Raw genomic sequence first — 19,569 nt, 5'->3', positions numbered from 1 at the left:
GGCGCGGAGCTACGCTTCTTGCATCGCAGCCTGCCACAGCCCGGCTAGCGTGAAAGCGACGGCGCTGATTGTCGTCACAAAGGTGGCAAGAATCGCAATCACGGCGACCGCCACCGTCGTCCCGCCATCAAATTTGCCGGTCGACCCGACAACGAAGAAAATAAGTGGAATCGATCCGGTTACCAACCACGCGACGACGGCCTTGCCCATTTTCCCTTCCTTCGATTTTCCGCAAGGATACGGCACTTGCCTTGCGCAACCGTGAAGATTGCAACCAAAATTCGAAGTGTCAGGGATGTGAGACGTCGAAATCCGCACCATATTGGTGGGCGGAACTCGATCCGTCACCGCGAGCCCGATTCCCACTGATTGACAAAGCGGGAAGCGCGTTAATCATTTCAATGCTATGAGGCCAACCCGATAGCGGATTGGACTTCGGCGAAAGCAGGTTTCGGACATGGCCAAGACAGACATCGCGCGGCGCGTCTACAACCACACCTGGAAGCTCGACCCCATCGTGCGGTCGCTGCTCGATACCGATTTCTACAAGCTGCTGATGCTGCAGATGATCTGGGGCATGTACCCCAAGGTCGATGCCACCTTCTCGCTCATCAACCGCAAGACCAAGGTGCGGCTGGCCGACGAGATCGATATCGGCGAACTGCGCGAGCAGCTCGACCACGCCAGGACGCTGCGCTTCTCCAAGAAGGAGATGATCTGGCTGGGCGGTAACAACTTCTATGGCCGCAAGCAGATCTTCGAGCCGGAATTCCTGGCCTGGCTGGAGAACTTCCAGCTCCCCGAATACGAGCTGTCCAAGCGTGACGGCCAGTTCGAGCTCTCTTTCTCCGGCCCGTGGATGTACACCACGCTGTGGGAAATCCCGGCGCTCGCCATCATCAACGAATTGCGGTCTCGATCGGCGCTCAAGGCTTTCGGCCCGTTCGCGCTCGACGTGCTCTATGCTCGCGCCAAGGCCAAGATGTGGGCCAAGACCGAGCGTCTGAAACAGCTTCCTGGCATCCGCATCTCCGACTTCGGCACACGCCGCCGCCATTCCTTCCTGTGGCAGCGCTGGTGCGTGGAGGCCTTGAAGGAGGGTATCGGCGAGGCCTTCACCGGAACCTCGAACGTGCTGCTCGCGATGGATAACGATCTCGAAGCGCTCGGTACCAATGCGCATGAATTGCCGATGGTGCTTGCAGCACTTGCCAATTCCGAGGCCGAGCTTCGCCAGGCTCCCTACAAGGTCTTGCAGGACTGGCAGCGTTATTACGGCGGCAATCTGTTGATCGTGCTGCCCGACGCGTTTGGTACAGCAGCTTTCCTGCGTGATGCGCCGGATTGGGTCGCCGACTGGACCGGCTTCCGCCCCGACAGCGCCCCGCCGATCGAAGGCGGTGAGCGCATCATTTCCTGGTGGCGCGAACGCGGCAGGGATCCTCGCGAGAAACTGCTGATCTTTTCCGATGGCCTCGACGTCGAAACCATCATCGAGACCTATCGCCATTTCGAGGGCAAGGTGCGCATGTCCTTCGGCTGGGGCACCAATCTCACCAATGATTTCGAGGATTGCGCGCCGGTGCCGACAGACCGCCTCAACGCAATCTCGCTGGTGTGCAAGGTCACCGAAACCAACGGCCGCCCGGCAGTGAAGCTCTCCGACAACCCAGCCAAGGCAACGGGTGATGAGAAGGAGATCGCCCGCTACATCCGCGTTTTCGGCGAAGAGGCGCGGGTGCGCCAGCTCGTCAAGGTCTAAGCAAGGCGGGCGTCGGTTTGCCGTTCTCCGGATGAGCAAACAGTTCAATCATCGGCAAAGTCGGTGGGCAGCGCTTGCTGCCGCGTCCGCAGGCGCGTTTCTGTTTCTTCCCGCTGAAGCATTGGCGCACGCTTCCGATCGCGGTCATGTCCTGCTTTTGCCGACCAATTATTACCTCGCCGGCGGTGCCTTCGCGGTGGCCGCATCCTTTCTGGTCCTGAGCCTGGTGCCCGCCGACGCCCTTGACCGTGTCTGGCATGGGCGTCTGTTTCTCTTCCGGTTCGCAGATGGCGCGCGTGTCGCGGTCAGCCTGCTCTCCTTCACGCTTTTTGTCGCCCTGATCGCAGCCGGGTTCTGGGGCAGCCGTGATCCCCTCTCCAATCCCCTGCCGCTGACGATCTGGACGCTGTTGTGGACCGGCATGACGTTGGCTCAAGGGATGTTCGGCAATCTCTGGTCATGGCTGAACCCATGGTACGGACCCTGGCGGATCGTCACACGATTGACGCGCGCCGGGCGCTGGGGAGAACATATGCCGTCATGGCTCGGCTATTGGCCTGCCTTCCTGTTTTTCTTCGGCTTTTCCTGGTTCGAACTGGTCTATCCCGCGCCGGATGATCCCGCGAAATTAGCGATGGCGGCCGGCATCTATTGGCTGCTCAGCTTCGTTCTGATGCTTGTCTTTGGTTATGAAAGCTGGAGCAGCCGAGGCGAGTTCCTGAGCGTTTTCTTTTCGATGCTCGCGCGCTTTTCCATTCTGGAGCGCAACGAGAGCGGAAAGCTGTCGCTCTGCTGGCCCGGCGCCAAGCTGCTCGATGTGGAGCCGCTGCCGTTGAGCGGCGCCGCCTTCCTGCTGCTCGCGCTGTCGTCCGTATCCTTCGATGGGTTGATGCGAACCTTCTTCTGGTTCGGCCTGAACGGCATCAACCCGCTCGAACTGCCCGGCCGAACCGCCATGATCGGCATCGGCAGCATGGGTATTGTCACGACGTTCCTGTTGCTGGCGCTGTTGTTCGGCGTGTCGATTCTGGCCGGTCTCAGCCTGGCCGGTGGCCGCTTGCCCTTCGATCGGGTTGCCGGGCTGCTCGTCTGGTCGATCGTTCCGATCGCCCTTGCCTACCACATCGCGCACTACCTCACCGATGTGCTCGTCAACGGCCAATATGCCCTGGTTGCGCTGTCCGATCCTTTCTCTCTGGGATGGGATCTGTTCGGAACGGCTCACATGCCGGTCACGGCGGGTATCGCCGCCGGTGCTGACGCGGCCTGGTGGCTATGGAACCTGCAGGCGGCGTTGATCGTCGGTGGACATATCCTGGCTGTGCTTGTCGCCCATGCCACCGCGTCGCGCTTGGCGCCGACGATGCCACAAGCGGTTTTGCTGCAGGTTCCCCTCACCGTGCTGATGGTTGCATACACGCTTTTCGGCCTCTGGCTGCTCGCCACACCCACCGCCGGATAACGGTCTGTCGCCGCGGCAAAGGCTGGAATGCTCGCTTGCCTTGGCGGGGGTTTGATGCTTGGTTTGCCTAGCGATTTTCGTGCGGCCGGCTGCGGCCGCGGGTCAATGCCATGAGGGGGAATTCGATGACCGGCCGCTTCTTCGATCTGACCAAGGGCAAGGCATCCCGCCGCACCGTCCTGAAAGGACTGGCAGCCGGCGCAGGTCTCGCCGCTGCACCCGGCTTCGTGCGCTATGCGCAGGCGCAGAACTCGGCACCGATCAAGATCGGTTTCCAGGCGCATCGCACCGGCATCGGTGCCGCCTATGGCCGCTGGTATGAAAGAACCACTGCCGCCGCCGTGAAGGCGATCAATGCGGCAGGCGGCATCAACGGCCGGCCGATCGAAGTGGTCATCGAGGATGACGGCACGGACGCTGCCCGCGGTGCCGAAGTGGTGGCCAAGCTCGCCAACCAGCACAAGGTCGACATCGTCTACGGCACCCTGTTCTCCAACGTCGTGGTCGGGTCCGCACCAGCCGCCGGTGAGCTGAAGATCCCATACTATGTCGTGTCGGAAGGCTATCATGTCGCCTCCGGCAAGCTGAATCGTTACGTGTTCCAGCCAGGCATCACCGATGTGCGTGCGCAGGTGAGTTCCGTGGCGCCCTGGATCGCCGCCAATGCCGGCAAGAAGATCACCATGATCTTCCCCGACTATGCTTTCGGCTATGACCATCGCGACTACCTGCCGCCGGCTCTGCAGAAGGCGGGTGCCGAGGTCGTGGCGAAGATCGCCATCCCGCCGACGGAATCCTCCTTCACCAAATACTTCCCGCAGATCCCGTCCGAAACCGACGCCATCTACCACGTCATGGTCGGGCCGGCGGTGCTCACCTTCGTCAAGGAACTGGGCGATTTCTACGGTTCGAGCGGGCCGAAGCTGTTCGGTTTCATCGACTCGCTGGAAGCTGTCGACATCAACAGCCCTGGTCTCGAATATCTCGACGGCAGCCATTTCTGGGAAGGTTCGCCGCGATACGCGCAGGCTGACGACACGGAAGCGCAGAAGGCTTACCGCACGGCCGTCGGTATCGACGACAACGGTGCTGCTGTCGCCGATGCCAAGGATGTCTCCACCGCCGCCCACATGTTCGGCTGCTGGGAAACGCTCTACGTCATCAAGAAGGCGATGGAGGATGCCGGCTACAAGGGGCCGGAAGATCGCGCCAAGCTGGTCGAGGCGACCGAGGCGCTGACCGAATTCGCCGAAGGGCCGGAGCATCCGCAAGGCAAGAAGCTCTTCAACGGCAAGATCCACCAGTGCTTCGGCCACCAGAACATCTCCAAGCTGGAAGGCGGAAAGCTCAAGGTCGTGCATAAGACGGCGATCGAGGACGGCATGTACGAGCCGGAAGCCGACTACACCAAGCAGTCCCTGTAGGGAGTGATGGTCTTGCCGTCGTCGAAAGCCGGAACAAGCGCCTGAATGGCTTTCGGACCGCATCTCCTGCTCGCGACACTGGAGGGGCTTGTCACGGCAGCGGTGCTGGCGCTGACGGCGCTTGGCCTGTCTTTGGTGTTCGGCGTGATGCGCATCGTCAACGTCGCCCATGGCGAGTTCTTCATGCTGGGCGCGGTGCTTGCATGGGCGGTGGCGACGGCGCTCGGCGCGCATCCTGCCATCGGTTTCGTGGCGGCGCTGATCGCGGCGCCGCTGGTGGTTGGTGCCATTGCGCTGCTTTCCGAACGGCTGGTGCTGCGCCGGCTCAATTACGATCCGGAAGCCACCATCGTTGCCACCATCGGCCTGCTCTACATCATCCAGCAACTGGCACTCAGCCTCTACGGGCCGGAAGCGCGGCCGGTGACGCCGCCCTTCAGCTATCGCGTGCTGCTGCCCTGGTTCGGCTATTCCGGCTACAAGCTCTCGATCATTGCAGCGTCCGGTTTGCTGCTGGTTGCCACATGGCTGGTGCTGACCCGCACCAAGATCGGACTCGTCATGCGCGCGACGCAGTATGACCGCGAAATGGCGCAGGCCTTCGCCATCCCGGTCGAGCGTGTCTATGCCGGCGTCTTCGCGCTCGGGGCCATGCTCGCGGCGTTCGCCGCGGTGCTGATCGTGCCGATCAGCCAGGCGCATTACCTGATGGGGCAGGATCCGCTGCTGCTGTCCTTCATCGTCGTCATCATCGGCGGCCTGGGATCGCTGCGCGGCACCGTGGTGGCGGCACTCCTGATCGGCCTGTCGGATGGCATCGTCTCGATGTTTTTCTCGCCGACGCTCGCCAAACTCATCGCGACGCTGGCGGTTGCGATGGTGCTGGTGTTCCGCCCGCAGGGCCTGTTCGGAACGGCGGCCCGATGACCGAAGCGTCGACGGCGAGGATCTATTGCGTGCACATAGCCGTGGTGGTCGTGCTGTTCGCATTGAACTTCCTGTTGCCCGACTATCACCATGGCCTGTTCGCGCGCATCCTGGTGCTGGCCACCTTCGCCATGGGCTACAATCTCCTGTTCGGTTATGCCGGCCTGCTCAGTCTCGGACACGCCATGTTCTTTGCCGCCGGCCTCTACGGCAGCGGATTGGCGATCACCTATCTCGGTTTCGGTGTGTCTGCCGCCTTTGTTGCCGGTCTCGGCTGCGGCGCGCTGCTGTCGCTGGTCGTCGGCCTGCTGGCGCTGCGCACCTCGGGCGTGGCTTTCATGATCGTCACCATGATGTTCGCGCAGGCCTTCGTGCTGACCATCGTCTATTTCAACCAATGGACGGGCGGCGACCAGGGACTGGTGCTGCAGCAGGCGAGCCGCGTCCTGACGATCGGCAAAGCGAGCCTCGATCTGACCGCGCCGGCCGTGCGCTATCTCGCAGCGCTCCTGTTGTTCGCCATTGTGCTGTTCGCCACGCTCGCCATCGTGCGCTCGCGCTTCGGCCGTGTCCTGGTGGCGATCCGGGAGAATGAAGAGCGCACGCGCATGCTGGGCTACGACACCTTCGCCAACAAGCTGGCGGCGGTCGTGCTGTCCGGCGTTTTCTGCGCCGCGGCCGGCGCTGCCTACGCGCTGCTGTTCGGCTATGTCGGCTCCAACTTCGCCTCGGTGCAGTATTCCATCCTGCCGCTGCTCTGGGTGCTGGCCGGCGGCGCCGCCACCACGCTCGGGCCGCTGGTCGGTACGATCTTCATCTACTATGTGACCGACATCGCCAGCAGCTACACCTCAGCCTGGCTGCTGATCGTCGGCGCCGCACTCGTCCTTCTGGTGCTGTTTGCGCCGAAGGGTATCCTTGGTTTCGTCCGCCGGCGCTGGATCGGGTGGCTGCCATGACCCAGCCATTGCTGACGACCAGGGGCCTGTCGCGCCATTTCGGCGGCCTGCGCGCCGTGGACGGCGCCGACTTCAGCCTGATGCCGGGAGAGATCCGAGCCATCATCGGCCCGAACGGTGCCGGCAAGACGACCTTCGTCAGCCTGGTCTGCGGCCGTATCCTGCCGTCGTCGGGTACGATCGATTTCGCCGGCACGGACATCACCAACCTGCCGGCGTACAAGCGGGTGCGGCTGGGCATCGCCTATACGTTCCAGGTCACCAGCGTCTTCGCCAATCTTTCCGCCTACGACAATGTCGCGCTTTCGGTGCAGCGCACCTTGACCGACGGTCGCTCCAGGGGCGCGGTGCGCGAAGGCGCGATGAAAGCCCTGGAGCAGGTGGGGCTGGCGGAGCGGGCAGGAACGCCTGCCGGGCAACTTGCCTATGGTCACCAGCGCCTACTGGAAGTGGCCATGGGCCTGGCGCTGCAGCCGCGACTGCTGATCCTCGATGAGCCGACGCAGGGTCTCTCCGACGGTGAGATCGAAGGGTTCGTCGCTTTGATCCGCGAGATCGCGCGCGATGCCACCGTGCTGATCATCGAACACAACATGCCGGTGGTGATGCAGCTTGCCCATCGTATCACCGTCTTCGACGCCGGCCGGATCATCGCCGAGGGCGATCCGGCGGAAATCCGCGCCAACATCCAGGTTCAGGAAGCCTATTTGGGGACAGCACATGTCTGAGCTGCTCACCATCAAGGGGCTCGATTGTTTCTATGGTGAAGTGCAGGTGCTGCACGGGCTGGACCTTGTGCTGAACAATGGTGAGGTCCTGTGCCTGCTCGGCCGCAACGGCGCCGGCAAGACGACGACATTGAAGGCGATCATGGGGCTCGTGCCGACGGCGGCCGGTTCGATCAGCCTGGAAGGCCGCGAGTTGTCGAAACTGGCCGCGCACGAGGTGCCGAAGGCGGGCGTCGCCTATGTGCCGCAGGGGCGGCGGCTGTTCGCCGAAATGACCGTTGCCGAAAACATCGAGATCGGCCTGATGGCGCGCGGCAAGGGCCAGGCGACGCGCGAAGCCGTGCTGGACCTGTTTCCGCGCCTGCGCGAACGGCTGAGGCAACGCTCCGGCACGCTATCGGGCGGCGAGCAGCAGATGCTTGCCATGGCGCGCGCGCTTTGCCTGGAACCGCAGGTCCTGCTGCTGGACGAGCCCACCGAGGGGTTGATGCCGTCGATGATCGACAAGATCCGCGAGACCGTAGCAAAGCTGCGCGGCCTCGGCGTGTCGACCATCCTGGTCGAGCAACGGGTGGAAGCCGTGCTTGCCGTCGCCGATCGCGTTGCCTTCATCGAGAACGGCCGCAACCGCGAGATCATGACAGCCGAAGCGCTGCGTGCCGATCCGGCTGCGGTCAAACGCTATGTCGGTGTTGGGTAGGCCTCATCCTGAGTTAAAGAGGAGGAACCAGCCGAGCCGTAGGATTGAAAAACGGCGCGATCGGTAATACCTCTAGAAAATAAATCATTACCGAGGCGAAGATGGCGACGACAGTTACAGCCAAAGGCCAGGTTACGATCCCAAAGCCCGTCCGCGACCTTCTGGGGATCGTGCCCGGCAGCAAGGTAGACTTCCAGCGCGCTGCGGACGGCAGCGTGGTAATCGCACGCGCTGACAAGAAGCGGCCGCCGAGTCGGTTCGCAAGATTGCGCGGCCATGCCGGAGCCGGTCTCGACACGGATGCGATCATGGCGCTGACACGGGGCGAGGAGTGACGCTGGTCGATACCAACGTCTTGCTCGACCTGGTTACGAACGATCCCCATTGGGCTGACTGGTCGGTCAGACAGCTCGAGGCCTGCAGCTTGCAAGGACCGTTGTTCATCAACGACATCGTCTACGCAGAACTCGCAGTCCGATATCAGCGGATTGAAGACCTGGAAACATTCATCGAGGAAGCTGGTCTCGAGGTCTTATCGATACCCCGGGAGGCGCTGTTCCTTGCGGGGAAGGTGTTTACGCAATATCGCCGCGCCGGTGGCTCACGGACAGGTGTGTTGCCGGACTTCTTTGTCGGTGCACACGCCGCAGTTGCCCAACAGCCGATTCTGACGCGCGACGTTGGCCGCTTCCGAACCTATTTTCCTTCACTGACCCTCATTGCTCCGAACACGTAGCGTAGGGCCTGCCAATCAGCTTTGCCAGCGCCCGCAGGGATCGTTGCCGTCGAGCAGGCCGATGTCGCGGCGCAGGTGCGGCGACAACTCCCTGACGTCGAGCTGCACGCCCCGACGGCGTCCGAAACCATCGGCCAGCCAGGACAGCCAGCGGTGACTGGAAACCGAAAGCATCAATTGCTGTGTCGTTGTCATGGCGGAACGCCTCCGATATGCCTAAATGCATCTGATCCGTTGAGCCAGAATGTCGTGTCGTTACGCCTTTGTTTCCAATTGAACGTCGATTATGACCTATAAAGACAGCTTATAGCTATGAGCTTTCAACTTCCGCCCCTTACCGCCACCCGCGTCTTCGAAGCGGTCGCGCGGCATCTGTCTTTCACCAAGGCGGCGCGCGAGCTTGGCATGACGCAGGCCGCCGTCAGCTACCAGATCAAGCTCCTGGAAGAGCGTGTCGGCGCACAGCTTTTCCTGCGCCATCCGCGCCATATCGAACTGACCGAGGTCGGGCAGCGGCTGGCACCGGCGATCACCGATGCCTTCGCCATCATCGGCGAGGCCTATTCGGCGGCGCGTTCCGGCGCGGAGGGCGTCTTGTGCGTCAGCACGATCCTGACCTTCGCCTCCAACTGGCTGGCGCGCCGCCTTGGCGCATTCCAGATGACCTTTCCTTCACTCGCCGTGCGTCTGGATACATCGTCCAGGCTCATCGATTTTGCGCGCGAGGATGTCGATATCGCCATCCGCTCCGGTGGCGGTAAATGGGCTGGCACCGAGACGCACAAGCTGTTCTCGGCGGATTTCACGCCGATGTTGAGTCCGGCTCTGGCTGCAAGCATCGGTGGCGTGCACACGCCGGCGGATCTGCTGCGCCTGCCGATCCTGGATCCAGGCGACATCTGGTGGAAGGAATGGTTCAAGCTCGCCGGTGTCGATGCCTCGGGGCTTGCCTCGCGAACTGCCTCCAGCATGGGTGCCCAGATGTATGAGGCAAGCGCCGCGATCGCAGGTCACGGCGTCGCCATCCTGACCCGCGAACTTTTCCAGGCCGAACTCGCCGACGGCCGGCTGATCCAGCCCTTCGACCTGGTTGGCGACGACGGCCATTCCTACTGGCTGGTCTATCCGACCTCGCGGCGCAATGTGCCCAAGATCAAGGCTTTTCGCGAGTGGCTGCTGGCCGAAGTTGAAGCCTCACGCAACGAGAGTGACGAAGCCCGCCGCGCTGCCGAAGTCGCTCATGCATCGGGCTGAATCTGCGGTTTGTGGGACCTGGGCGGCTCAGCTCGCCGCGCGCTTTGCCAGCGCTGGGTAATCGCAATCGACAAGATTGGAGAGCGCTTGCATCTCGGCGACGTCGAACCATCGAAGTTCGGTGTGTTCGTCGCACTTGTTAACGAGAGAACCGCCCTCCCACGCGGATACTTTGAACACGTGATGGATGGCGCTGCCATAAAGCTCGGGCCGCCGCTCTTCCACCGAGGCCAACAAGGTGAATTCGGTTGGCGTCACGCCGACTTCCTCCCACGCCTCGCGAACGAGCGCGGCCTCCAGGGTCTCCCCCGCTTCCACATGGCCGCCGATGGTATCCCAGTGCCCCGGCCAGGCACTTTTCCAGGCAGCACGAAGGCCCATCAGAACCTTGTGTTCGTCATTTATGAAGAATGCGCCGACGGTGACGACAGGAGTGACTGACATAGGCACAAGCGTATGCACACCGGTATGAGGAGACAAGTTCAACCGCAGTCAGGTCTCATCCCCGACGAAGCGATAGCCGACCCCAGGTTCCGTCCGGATGATCGCCGGCGCGGACGGATCGCGCTCGATCTTGCCGCGCACCTGGCCGACGAACACGCGCAGATAATGCAGGTCGTCGGCATGGGCCGGACCCCAGACTGATGTCAGCAGCGCCCGGTGCGTGACGACGCGCCCGGCGTGGCGGGCCAGCATCAGCACGAGATCGTATTCCTTCGGTGTCAGATGGATCGGCGCCTCGTCGCGGGTGATAAGCCGGCGCACGGTATCGATATGCAGCCCGTCGACCGAAATCTCCGTCACGCCGCCATCCTCGCGGGTACGGTGTCGCAGCGCTGTGCGGATACGGGCCGTCAGTTCGCCGATGCCGAAGGGCTTTTCGATATAGTCGTCGGCACCGAGGTCGAGCGCGGCGATCTTCTCGCTCTCGCGGTCGCGTGCCGAAAGGATGATGATCGGCAGTTCCGACCAGCCGCGCACATTCTTCACCACCTCCTTGCCGTCCATGTCGGGCAGGCCGAGATCGAGAATGATGAGGTCGGGCGCCGCCGTGGCGATCGCCTTCAGCGCCTGGGCGCCGGTGCCGGCCTCGATCACCTCGTAGCCGGCAGCCGTCAGCGCCGGGCGCAGGAAGCGCTGGATCTGCGGTTCGTCGTCGACGACCAGGACACGAAAGCCGCTCACGACATGGTCTCCGCTTCGACAGGCATGTCTTCGACCGGGAAGCGCAGGATCATGCGCGTGCCTTTTCGTTTCTGGGCCGGGCTTTCCGCCCTGATGGTGCCGCCCATTGCTTCGACGAAGCCGCGTGCGATCGGCAGGCCGAGACCCGTGCCGGGCGCGCGGCCGTCCGGCTTGCCGCGCCGGAAGAACTTCTCGAAGACCTGCTCGAGGTCCTTCTCGGGAATGCCCCTGCCCATGTCTACCACCGAAAGGGTGACTTCGTCGCGGTCGCGCCGGGCATAGATGCGGATCGGCTCGGCGCCGCCATATTTGTCGGCGTTGTCTATCAGGTTGAACAGCACCTGACCCAACAGCACGCTGTCGCCGCGGATGAGCGGCAGTTCGGGTTCGAGCTGCACTTCGATCGCACGACCTGGAAACACCTTGCGGGAACGCTCCACCGTTGAATTGATCACGTCGGATATGTCGACCCAGTCGCGCTTGGCTTCTACCGAGCCGGATTCGATGCGTGTCATGTCGAGCAGGTTGGCGAGGAAACGCGACAGCCGGGCGCTCTCTTCATCGATCGACGCAAGCAGGTCGTCGCGGCTCTGCCGGTTCATCCTGTCACCAAGTTCGCGCAGGCTGGTGATGGCGCCGGTGATGGTGGCAAGCGGCGTTTTGAGATCGTGCGACACTGAGGCAAGCAGGGCCGAGCGGAAACGCTCGCCTTCCAGGGCCGTGGCCTGCCGGAGGCTTTCCTTGGACAAGCGCGCCCGGTCGATGGCCACCGCCGACTGGTCGAGGATGGCGTTCAGCATCCTTTCCTCGGTTCCTTCAAGCAGTTCGCCGTCCTGCTGGATGCCGCAGACGCCGACCACGCCATGAGGGCTCATCAGCGGGATGAAGCGGAAGGCGCTGTTGGGCAGTGTGCCGGTGCCGCTGCCGGCCTCTTCGCTCTTCTCATAGGTCCAGCGGGCCGCGGCCATGTCCGAGACACCGAGCTCGGTGTCAGGCGGCCACGATGCCTGTAGCCGCAATTCGCCCTGGTCGGGAAGCAGCAGCGCAACGGTGCGCGACAGCGCTCCCTGCAACTGAGAAACCGTTGCCCACACCACGTCGTCCTGTTTCGCCGTGCCCGAAAGCTTGCGCGAATAGTCGTAGAGCGTCTGTGTGGTGACGGAGCGCTCGCCCGATACCTTGGCCTGCTCGCGCAGCCGCGAGGTGAGGCCGCCGGTGAGCATGGCGGCGGCGAGGAAGACGAACAGCGCGAAGACCTCGTGCGGCTCGGCGATGGTGAGCGTGTAGAAGGGCGGAATGAAGAAGAAATTATAGGCGATCGCGGAGCCGAGTGCGGCAACGATCGCAGCCAGATAGCCGCTGTTGATTGCCGAGACCAGCACCGCCAGCAGATAGATGATCGAGATGTTCGGCAGCCGCACCCATTCGCCGATCATGAGGCCGAAGCCGGTCGCGGCGGCAACCGTGGCAAGGGCCACGCCGACGTCGCGGGCGAGGCGAAGCGCCAGCGGCCTTTGCTTCACCGGTGTTGTCGGCGGCGGCATCGTATCGTCGCCAGTGACGACATAGACGCCGATGCCGGAGGCTTTTTCCATCAGGGCATCGGGCAACGAGCGCCGGAACAGGCGCCATGGGAAAGGCTGCCTGCGCCCGCCGATGACGATCTGCGTGGCGTGCTCCCGCCTGGCCAGCCGCAGGATCTCCTCGACGAAATCGCTGCCCTTGACCCTGCGTGTTTCCGCGCCGAGCCGCTCGGCAAGGCGGAAAGTATCATCCAGCCTGCGCTCGCCGGCTTGATCGGCAACGGCGCGATCCACCGGTTCGATCGACGCGACGATCCAGTGTGCGTTGAGGCCCGAGGCGAGCCGGCTGGCGATGCGCACGACCTTTTCGGAAAGCGCATCCGGCCCGATGCAGACCAGCAGCCGCTCGGCCGAAGGCCACGGGCCTTCGATGGCATTCTGCTTGAGATAGTCGACCATCTGGTCGTCGACGCGGTCGGCGGTACGCCGCAACGCCAGGTCACGCAGCGCGGTGAGGTTGCCGAGGCGGAAGAAGGAGTCCGCCGCCCGCGCCGCATTGGCGGGCAGATAGACCTTGCCTTCCTTCAGCCGCTCCAGCAGTTCCGCCGGCGGCAGGTCCACCAGCAGCACCTCGTCGGCCTTCTTCAGGACCGTATCCGGGATCTGCTCACGCACCGGCACGCCGGTGATCTGGGTGACGACGTCCGACAGGCTTTCCAGATGCTGGATGTTCAGCGCCGTCCAGACGTTGATGCCGGCACCCAGAAGCTCGTCGATGTCCTGATAGCGCTTGGGGTGGCGGCTCTCCGGCGCATTGGTATGCGCCAGTTCGTCGACGACGATGGTGTGGGGGCGGCGTTCCAGCGCCGCGTCGAGGTCGAATTCCTCGATCGCGCGGCCACGGTAGGGGATGCTGCGGAGCGGCAGCACCTCCAGCCCCTCGAGCAGGGCCGCGGTCTCGCTGCGCCCATGCGTTTCGACAAGGCCGATAAGGATGTCGCCGCCATCGTCCTTCACGCGGCGTGCGCGCAACAGCATGGCGTAGGTCTTGCCGACGCCAGGCGCAGCACCCAGGAACACGGTCAGCCGACCGCGTTCCTGTTTGCCTGCCAGTGCCAGCAGCGCGTCAGGATCTGCGCGCTTTTCTCGGTGACGGTCGCTATCGGCCATTCGCTAGAGCGGAATGCAGGCATTCCGCTCTATCTCCTTTTTCTTTCACGCATGATCCTTATCCGAAAAGTCTGCAACTTTTTGCTTCGCGGCCCTTCGGTTCGGGGTCATGCTCTAGATTTAGGACTTTAGCCGATCCAGCGCGAGATTTAGTTTCAACACGTTGACACGCGGTTCGCCGATCAGGCCGAGCAGCCGGCCTTCCTGCGTGTCGTCGACCAGTTTGGCCACGTCCGTTTCCGGCAAGCCGCGCGCCTTGGCGACGCGTGCCACCTGGTCGTGCGCGAAATCGGGCGAGATGTGCGGGTCGAGGCCCGAGCCGGACGTCGTCACGGCATCGGCAGGAACCGGCGCCGCAATGCCGGTTCCACCCAGGCGCTGGATGTCGGCCGCCACCCGGTCCTTCAGCTTCTGCGAGGTCGTGCCGAGGTTGGAGCCGCTCGAATTGGCGGCGTCGTAGGGCGTGCTGCCGATCGCCGACGGACGCGGCCAGAAATAGCGGTCGGTGGTGAAATTCTGGCCGATCAGCTCGGATCCGATGACGGTTCCGTTCTGCCTGATCAGGCTGCCATTTGCCTGTGCCGGCAGGACGATCTGCCCGACGCCGGTGATGGCGAGCGGATAGGCGATGCCGAGCAGGATCGTGAACAGCACGATCATTACAAAGGCGGGACGAAGATAGCTTGTCATGATTACACCAGATGAAGAGCCGAGACGGCGATGTCGACCAGCTTGATGCCCGCGAAAGGCAGGATCAGGCCGCCGAGGCCGTAGACGAGGAGATTGCGGCGCAGAAGGGCTGCGGCGCCCACCGGGCGGTAGGCAACACCCTTCAGTGCCAGCGGGATCAGTGCGATGATGATCAGCGCGTTGAAGATCACCGCCGACAGGATCGCCGATTCCGGTGACGTCAGACGCATGATGTTGAGGTAGTCGAGTGCCGGATAGGTCACCACGAACAGCGCCGGGATGATGGCGAAATATTTGGCGACGTCGTTGGCGATCGAGAAGGTGGTCAGCGAGCCGCGCGTCATCAGCAACTGCTTGCCGATCTCGACGATCTCGATGAGCTTGGTCGGGCTGGAATCGAGGTCGACCATGTTGGCTGCTTCGCGCGCGGCCTGGGTGCCGCTCTGCATGGCCACGCCGACATCGGCCTGGGCGAGTGCCGGTGCGTCGTTGGTGCCGTCGCCGCACATGGCGATCAGCCGGCCGCCTTCCTGCTCCTTGCGGATATAGCCGAGCTTCTGTTCCGGTGTCGCTTCGGCCAGATAGTCGTCGACGCCGGCTTCGGAGGCGATGGCCGCTGCGGTGACCGGGTTGTCGCCGGTGACCATGACGGTGCGGATGCCCATGGCGCGCAGCGCAGCGAAGCGTTCCTTGATGCCGGGTTTCACCACGTCCTTCAGGTGGATGACGCCGAGCAGCTTGCTGCCTTCCGCCACAGCCAGGGGCGTACCGCCGGTACGGGCGACCAGTTCCACCGCCTGCCGGAAGGCGGCTGGCACGCGGGCCTCGTCCAAGCCGGTGAACTTCAGCACGGAATCGACCGCACCCTTGCGCAGGTGGCGTGCGCCGAGGTCGACACCCGACAGCCTGGTCTCGGCCGCGAACGGCACGATCGCATCGGGCTGCTTGGCCGGCGCAGTGGCACCGAATTCGCCGGTGGCGAGCGCAACGATCGAACGGCCTTCCGGCGTCTCGTCGCCAAGGCTCGCCAGCATGGCGGCTTCGGCCAGTTCTTCCGCACTGATGCCGAGTACCGGCAGGAATTCGGTCGCCATGCGGTTGCCGAAGGTGATGGTGCCGGTCTTGTCGAGCAGCAGCGTGTCGACGTCGCCGGCTGCCTCCACGGCGCGGCCGGATGTGGCGATGACGTTGAAGCGCACCAGGCGATCCATGCCGGCGATGCCGATGGCCGACAGCAGGCCACCGATGGTGGTGGGGATCAGCGTTACCAGAAGTGCCGCCAACACCGTCACCGAAAGCACCGTGCCTGAATAGCTGGCGAGACCCCAGAGCGTCGTCACCGCGATCAGGAACACCAGGGTGAGGCCCGACAGCAGGATCGACAGCGCGATCTCGTTTGGCGTCTTCTGCCGTTCGGCACCTTCGATCAGGGCGATCATGCGGTCGACGAAGGACGAGCCCGGAGCCGCGGTGATGCGCACCTTGATCCAGTCGGACAGCACCTGGGTGCCGCCGGTGACGGCAGAGCGGTCGCCGCCGGATTCGCGGATGACAGGCGCGGACTCGCCGGTAATGGCGCTTTCGTTGACGGAGGCGATGCCTTCCATCACTTCGCCATCGCCGGGGATCAGTTCCCCGGCCTCGACCAGCACCATGTCGCCGACCTTGAGGTCGGTGGCCGGGATGCTGGCGATGTCCAGCCCGTCTTCCGACAGCAGCTTGCGTGCGGTGAGCTGCGACTTGGTACGGCGCAGGCTGTCGGCCTGCGCCTTGCCGCGGCCTTCGGCCACCGCCTCGGCGAAGTTGGCGAACAGCACGGTGAACCAGAGCCAGGCCGCGATCTGGCCGGAGAACAGCGGCTTGCCGCCGACGATGACGAGATCGCGCAGGAACATCAGCGTCACCAGCGCCGCCACCACTTCGGTGACGAAGATGACGGGATTGCGCATCAGCTTCTGCGGCGCCAGCTTGGTGAAGGCCTGCCCGAGCGCCGGCCACAGGATGGCCGGCTCGAACAGCTTGTGTTGGATAGCGGTCGACATGGAGGATGTCCTCTAGAGCATGACCCCGAAAAGTTGCAGACTTTTCGGATAAGGTTCATGCGACAAAACAAAGGGTTAGAGTGGAATGTCGTTCATCTTGAACGCATTCCGCTCTAGAAAGTCTGGCCGGCCAGCATCGCGAAATGCTCGACGATGGGGCCGAGGGCGAGGGCCGGGAAATATTGCAGGCCGCCCAGGATGAGGATGATGCCGACGAGCAGGCCGACGAACAGCGGCGTATGGGTCGGGAAGGTGCCGGCCGAGGCCGTCGTCTTGGTCTTGCCGACCAGCGAGCCGGCGATGGCCAGCACGGGCACGACATAACCGAAGCGGCCGAGCAGCATGGCGATGCCCAGCGTGGTGTTGTACCAGGGCGTGTTCGCCGTCAGGCCGCCGAAGGCCGAGCCGTTGTTGGCCGTCGTCGACGTATAGGCATAGAGGATCTCCGACAGGCCGTGCGGGCCGCTCATGCTGATCGAGGCGACGGCGAAGGGCAGCATGGCCGAGAGTGCGCTGAAGCCGAGGATCGACAGCGGCAGGATGAGCACCGCCAGCATGGCGTATTTCATCTCGCGGCCTTCGATCTTCTTGCCGAGGAACTCCGGCGTGCGGCCGACCATCAGGCCGGCGACGAAGACGGCGAGGATGGCGAAGACGATCATGCCGTAGAGGCCTGAGCCGACGCCACCTGGAAGCACCTCACCGAGCTGCATCAGGAACATCGGGATGAGGCCGCCAATGCCGGTCAGCGAGCCGTGCATGCCGTTGACGCCGCCATCGGAAATGCCGGTCGTGACGGCGGCATAGGCTGCGGTCATGGCCTGGCCGAAGCGCACTTCCTTGCCTTCCATGTTGCCGAGCGCATTGTCGAGACCGAGCGCGGTCAGGATCGGGTTGCCCTGCGTCTCGGCCCAGTAGATGACGCCGACGCCGGTGATCAGGAGGATCGCGATGGTGGCGACGAAAGCCCAACCCTGACGGCGGTCGCCGACCATCTGGCCGAAGGTGTAGGCAAGTGCCGCCGTCACCATCAGCATGGCGAGGATGTTGAGATAGTTCGACAGCGCCGTCGGGTTCTCGAACGGATGCGCGGCGTTGACGTTGAAGAAGCCGCCACCATTGGTGCCGAGCTGCTTGATCGCTTCCTGGCTGGCGACGGGTCCAAGCGCGATGGTCTGGTTGGTGCCTTCGAGCGTGGTCGCGGTCACCGAACCGTCGAGCGTCTGCGGCAAGCCCATCGCCACGAAGGCGATCGCTATGACGATGGCGATCGGCAACAGCACGTAGAGCGTGGAGCGGGTCAGGTCGACCCAGAAATTGCCGACGGTCTTGGCGTTGGAGCGGATGAAGGCGCGGGTCAGCGCCAGCGCCATGGCGATGCCGCTGGCGGCCGAAACGAAGTTCTGCACCGTCAACCCGGCCATCTGGGTGAAATGGCTCATCGTGGTTTCGCCACCGTAGGACTGCCAGTTCGTGTTGGTGACGAAGGAGGCGGCGGTGTTGAAGGCGAGGTCGGGCGCCACGCCTGCGAAGCCTTGCGGGTTGTAAGGCAGGTAGGCCTGCAGCCGCTGGATCGCGTAGAGCAGCACCAGGCCGGCAATGGAGAAGGCGATCATCGAGAACGCATAGGCCAGCCAGCCCTGCTCTTTCTTCGGGTCGACGCCGGCCAGCGCATAGAAGCCGCGCTCGACAGGGCCAAGCACGGGCGACAGGAAGGTTCGTTCATTGGAAAAGACTTTTGCCATGAACAAGCCAAGCGGCTTGAGCAGCAAAAATGTAACGAGAAAAAGCAGGCCGATCTGCAGCCATCCGATCAAAGACATGGCGGAACTCTTTTGTTCTTATGTTCTTAGAATTTTTCTGGCCGCAGCAGCGTCACCAGCAGGTAGACGCCAAGGGCTGCGGCAACGGCGAGGCCGAGTAAGGCTTCCATCAGGATCACCTCCCTCAAAGCCGCGTCAGTGCACGCGCGTAGAGCGCGAAAATCAGGAAGGATCCTATGCCAAGGGCAAGGTAGGCGAGGTCGAGCACGATGCTTCTCCGCAGTTCAAGAAGTGCGGAAAATGCTCCCGATGCCGGTCAAATATCGATTGGGAATCAATCTGCCGGGTATCAAGAAAAGATAAGGATCGCGTCAGGCAGGTTTGCCCTGGTTCAGCCGGCCACGTGCAGGCGTGCGCCCGCCGTTTCCAGGGCCGTGACGATGTCGGCCGGCGGTGCTTTGTCGGTCGCCAGTTCGGAGAAGCCGGAAAAGCCGCATACCCGCACCAGACCTTGCCGGCCGAATTTGCTCTGGTCGGTGATGACGACGGACCGTTGCCCGCGCGACAGCACGATTGCGGCGAATTCCGCCTCTTCGAGATCGAAATCCATGACGCCGCCCGCTGCATCGATCGCGCCGGCGGAAATGATGGCGTGGTCGACGCTGAAACGGCCGACGAAGTCGATCGCCGAGACGCCGAAAGCCGCGCCTGAATCGCTGCGCAGCTCGCCGCCGGCCATGTAGACCCGGTTGCCGTTGGCGGTGGCCAGCGTGCGGGCGATGTCGGAAGAATTGGTCACCACGGTGAGGCGGCGATGACCGAGCAGTTCCCGGGCGAGGAAGCTGGTGGTGGTGCCGCAGTCCAGCATGATCGACTCGCCGTCACGGATCGTTGCCGCCACCATGCGCGCGATTGCGCGCTTGGCGTCGGCATTGTCGCGCATGCGCCGCTCGAACGGCGCTTCGCCGATGATGCCGGGCAGGCTGATGGCGCCGTGCATCTTCAGCACCGAACCGTCTTCGGTCAGCGGCTTCACATCACGCCGCACGGTCTCCAGCGAGACATCGAGCCGCTCGGCGAGATCGGCGATGGTGACCGTGCCTTCCTCTTTCAGGAGGCGCAGGATTTCACCGTGCCGCTTGGAATGGTTCACTGGGAGCCCGCTTGGTCTGGTATGCTAATGACCGATTTGTAGGACTTTGCTGGATCGAAAACAACAGAAGCGGTCAGAAAAACATAAAAAG

20 protein-coding genes are annotated in these 19,569 nt (G+C 63.4%); 10 read left to right on the top strand and 10 right to left on the bottom strand.

What is annotated here, in order from left to right; translation table 11 throughout:
• Positions 1-9: 9 nt before the first annotated feature.
• Positions 10-210, bottom strand: a complete 201-nt coding sequence (locus ACFWXH_RS15080; protein ID WP_379121515.1) for a hypothetical protein — start codon at positions 208-210, stop codon at positions 10-12.
• Positions 211-457: 247 nt separating this feature from the next.
• On the opposite strand from ACFWXH_RS15080, the gene pncB reads away from it, so the two are divergent.
• The 9 genes from pncB to ACFWXH_RS15035 all read left to right on the top strand — a co-directional run bounded on the left by pncB (position 458) and on the right by ACFWXH_RS15035 (position 8,698).
• Positions 458-1,762, top strand: coding sequence for a nicotinate phosphoribosyltransferase (gene pncB, locus ACFWXH_RS15075; RefSeq protein WP_054312543.1), 1,305 nt, complete (start codon positions 458-460; stop codon positions 1,760-1,762).
• 31 nt (positions 1,763-1,793) lie between these two features.
• Positions 1,794-3,224 (top strand): hypothetical protein, encoded by a 1,431-nt coding sequence (locus ACFWXH_RS15070; RefSeq protein ID WP_379121513.1) that lies wholly within the window; start codon positions 1,794-1,796, stop codon positions 3,222-3,224.
• A 125-nt stretch (positions 3,225-3,349) separates the two neighbouring features.
• Positions 3,350-4,648, top strand: coding sequence for an ABC transporter substrate-binding protein (locus ACFWXH_RS15065; RefSeq protein WP_379121511.1), 1,299 nt, complete (start codon positions 3,350-3,352; stop codon positions 4,646-4,648).
• 45 nt (positions 4,649-4,693) lie between these two features.
• On the top strand, positions 4,694-5,575 hold the full coding sequence (locus ACFWXH_RS15060) for a branched-chain amino acid ABC transporter permease (protein ID WP_379121509.1): 882 nt from the start codon (positions 4,694-4,696) through the stop codon (positions 5,573-5,575).
• On the top strand, positions 5,572-6,534 hold the full coding sequence (locus ACFWXH_RS15055; protein ID WP_379121507.1) for a branched-chain amino acid ABC transporter permease: 963 nt from the start codon (positions 5,572-5,574) through the stop codon (positions 6,532-6,534). The genes ACFWXH_RS15060 and ACFWXH_RS15055 overlap by 4 nt, the downstream gene beginning before the upstream one ends.
• Positions 6,531-7,262 (top strand): ABC transporter ATP-binding protein, encoded by a 732-nt coding sequence (locus ACFWXH_RS15050; protein ID WP_379121505.1) that lies wholly within the window; start codon positions 6,531-6,533, stop codon positions 7,260-7,262. The genes ACFWXH_RS15055 and ACFWXH_RS15050 overlap by 4 nt, the downstream gene beginning before the upstream one ends.
• On the top strand, positions 7,255-7,962 hold the full coding sequence (locus tag ACFWXH_RS15045) for an ABC transporter ATP-binding protein (RefSeq protein ID WP_379121503.1): 708 nt from the start codon (positions 7,255-7,257) through the stop codon (positions 7,960-7,962). Before ACFWXH_RS15050 ends, ACFWXH_RS15045 begins: the two co-directional genes overlap by 8 nt.
• Positions 7,963-8,063: 101 nt before the next feature.
• Positions 8,064-8,297 (top strand): AbrB/MazE/SpoVT family DNA-binding domain-containing protein, encoded by a 234-nt coding sequence (locus ACFWXH_RS15040; protein WP_054312536.1) that lies wholly within the window; start codon positions 8,064-8,066, stop codon positions 8,295-8,297.
• Positions 8,294-8,698: a type II toxin-antitoxin system VapC family toxin gene (locus ACFWXH_RS15035; RefSeq protein ID WP_379121501.1), complete on the top strand. Its 405-nt coding sequence runs from the start codon at positions 8,294-8,296 to the stop codon at positions 8,696-8,698. Before ACFWXH_RS15040 ends, ACFWXH_RS15035 begins: the two co-directional genes overlap by 4 nt.
• 15 nt (positions 8,699-8,713) lie before the next feature.
• Here ACFWXH_RS15035 and ACFWXH_RS15030 read toward each other — a convergent pair whose 3' ends face one another.
• On the bottom strand, positions 8,714-8,893 hold the full coding sequence (locus ACFWXH_RS15030) for a hypothetical protein (RefSeq protein WP_054312534.1): 180 nt from the start codon (positions 8,891-8,893) through the stop codon (positions 8,714-8,716).
• Positions 8,894-9,010: 117 nt separating this feature from the next.
• On the opposite strand from ACFWXH_RS15030, the gene gcvA reads away from it, so the two are divergent.
• Positions 9,011-9,952: a transcriptional regulator GcvA gene (gene gcvA / locus ACFWXH_RS15025; protein ID WP_379121499.1), complete on the top strand. Its 942-nt coding sequence runs from the start codon at positions 9,011-9,013 to the stop codon at positions 9,950-9,952.
• Between the two features lie 27 nt (positions 9,953-9,979).
• On the opposite strand, the gene ACFWXH_RS15020 is transcribed toward gcvA, so the two are convergent.
• The 8 genes from ACFWXH_RS15020 to ACFWXH_RS14985 all read right to left on the bottom strand — a co-directional run bounded on the left by ACFWXH_RS15020 (position 9,980) and on the right by ACFWXH_RS14985 (position 19,478).
• A complete protein-coding gene (locus tag ACFWXH_RS15020; protein ID WP_379122220.1) occupies positions 9,980-10,396 on the bottom strand; it encodes an NUDIX hydrolase in 417 nt (138 codons plus the stop codon).
• 48 nt (positions 10,397-10,444) lie between these two features.
• The gene (locus ACFWXH_RS15015) at positions 10,445-11,137 is read right to left on the bottom strand and encodes a response regulator (protein WP_054312533.1); all 693 of its coding nucleotides are present in this window, start codon (positions 11,135-11,137) and stop codon (positions 10,445-10,447) included.
• Positions 11,134-13,830 (bottom strand): DUF4118 domain-containing protein, encoded by a 2,697-nt coding sequence (locus ACFWXH_RS15010; protein ID WP_379121497.1) that lies wholly within the window; start codon positions 13,828-13,830, stop codon positions 11,134-11,136. Before ACFWXH_RS15010 ends, ACFWXH_RS15015 begins: the two co-directional genes overlap by 4 nt.
• Positions 13,831-13,950: 120 nt before the next feature.
• Positions 13,951-14,520 (bottom strand): potassium-transporting ATPase subunit KdpC, encoded by a 570-nt coding sequence (gene kdpC / locus ACFWXH_RS15005; RefSeq protein WP_379121495.1) that lies wholly within the window; start codon positions 14,518-14,520, stop codon positions 13,951-13,953.
• A 2-nt stretch (positions 14,521-14,522) separates the two neighbouring features.
• Entirely contained in the window at positions 14,523-16,562 is a 2,040-nt protein-coding gene (gene kdpB, locus ACFWXH_RS15000) for a potassium-transporting ATPase subunit KdpB (protein WP_379121493.1), read from the bottom strand.
• 113 nt (positions 16,563-16,675) lie between these two features.
• The gene (gene kdpA, locus ACFWXH_RS14995) at positions 16,676-18,385 is read right to left on the bottom strand and encodes a potassium-transporting ATPase subunit KdpA (protein ID WP_379121491.1); all 1,710 of its coding nucleotides are present in this window, start codon (positions 18,383-18,385) and stop codon (positions 16,676-16,678) included.
• A 26-nt stretch (positions 18,386-18,411) separates the two neighbouring features.
• The gene (gene kdpF / locus ACFWXH_RS14990; RefSeq protein WP_244483472.1) at positions 18,412-18,504 is read right to left on the bottom strand and encodes a K(+)-transporting ATPase subunit F; all 93 of its coding nucleotides are present in this window, start codon (positions 18,502-18,504) and stop codon (positions 18,412-18,414) included.
• A gap of 212 nt (positions 18,505-18,716) precedes the next feature.
• Positions 18,717-19,478: a DeoR/GlpR family DNA-binding transcription regulator gene (locus tag ACFWXH_RS14985; protein ID WP_379121489.1), complete on the bottom strand. Its 762-nt coding sequence runs from the start codon at positions 19,476-19,478 to the stop codon at positions 18,717-18,719.
• Positions 19,479-19,569: the final 91 nt, after the last annotated feature.

Origin of the sequence: Mesorhizobium sp. NPDC059054 (assembly GCF_042739215.1) — a bacterium.
In the GTDB taxonomy this organism is placed as follows: domain Bacteria; phylum Pseudomonadota; class Alphaproteobacteria; order Rhizobiales; family Rhizobiaceae; genus Mesorhizobium.
Note: the sequence above shows the minus strand (reverse complement) of the source record. Positions and strands in the feature narration are given on the sequence as shown.

Excerpts from the sequence above, each read along its gene's own strand:
- ACFWXH_RS15060 (WP_379121509.1), top strand. The coding sequence starts at position 4,694 with ATGGCTTTCGGACCGCATCTCCTGCTCGCGACACTGGAGGGGCTTGTC.
- kdpB (WP_379121493.1), bottom strand. The coding sequence starts at position 16,562 with ATGTCGACCGCTATCCAACACAAGCTGTTCGAGCCGGCCATCCTGTGG.
- kdpC (WP_379121495.1), bottom strand. The coding sequence starts at position 14,520 with ATGACAAGCTATCTTCGTCCCGCCTTTGTAATGATCGTGCTGTTCACG.
- ACFWXH_RS15020 (WP_379122220.1), bottom strand. The coding sequence starts at position 10,396 with ATGTCAGTCACTCCTGTCGTCACCGTCGGCGCATTCTTCATAAATGAC.
- gcvA (WP_379121499.1), top strand. The coding sequence starts at position 9,011 with ATGAGCTTTCAACTTCCGCCCCTTACCGCCACCCGCGTCTTCGAAGCG.
- ACFWXH_RS15010 (WP_379121497.1), bottom strand. The coding sequence starts at position 13,830 with ATGGCCGATAGCGACCGTCACCGAGAAAAGCGCGCAGATCCTGACGCG.
- ACFWXH_RS15080 (WP_379121515.1), bottom strand. The coding sequence starts at position 210 with ATGGGCAAGGCCGTCGTCGCGTGGTTGGTAACCGGATCGATTCCACTT.
- ACFWXH_RS15045 (WP_379121503.1), top strand. The coding sequence starts at position 7,255 with ATGTCTGAGCTGCTCACCATCAAGGGGCTCGATTGTTTCTATGGTGAA.
- ACFWXH_RS15065 (WP_379121511.1), top strand. The coding sequence starts at position 3,350 with ATGACCGGCCGCTTCTTCGATCTGACCAAGGGCAAGGCATCCCGCCGC.
- ACFWXH_RS15040 (WP_054312536.1), top strand. The coding sequence starts at position 8,064 with ATGGCGACGACAGTTACAGCCAAAGGCCAGGTTACGATCCCAAAGCCC.
- pncB (WP_054312543.1), top strand. The coding sequence starts at position 458 with ATGGCCAAGACAGACATCGCGCGGCGCGTCTACAACCACACCTGGAAG.
- ACFWXH_RS15055 (WP_379121507.1), top strand. The coding sequence starts at position 5,572 with ATGACCGAAGCGTCGACGGCGAGGATCTATTGCGTGCACATAGCCGTG.
- ACFWXH_RS15050 (WP_379121505.1), top strand. The coding sequence starts at position 6,531 with ATGACCCAGCCATTGCTGACGACCAGGGGCCTGTCGCGCCATTTCGGC.
- ACFWXH_RS15070 (WP_379121513.1), top strand. The coding sequence starts at position 1,794 with ATGAGCAAACAGTTCAATCATCGGCAAAGTCGGTGGGCAGCGCTTGCT.
- ACFWXH_RS15030 (WP_054312534.1), bottom strand. The coding sequence starts at position 8,893 with ATGACAACGACACAGCAATTGATGCTTTCGGTTTCCAGTCACCGCTGG.
- kdpA (WP_379121491.1), bottom strand. The coding sequence starts at position 18,385 with ATGTCTTTGATCGGATGGCTGCAGATCGGCCTGCTTTTTCTCGTTACA.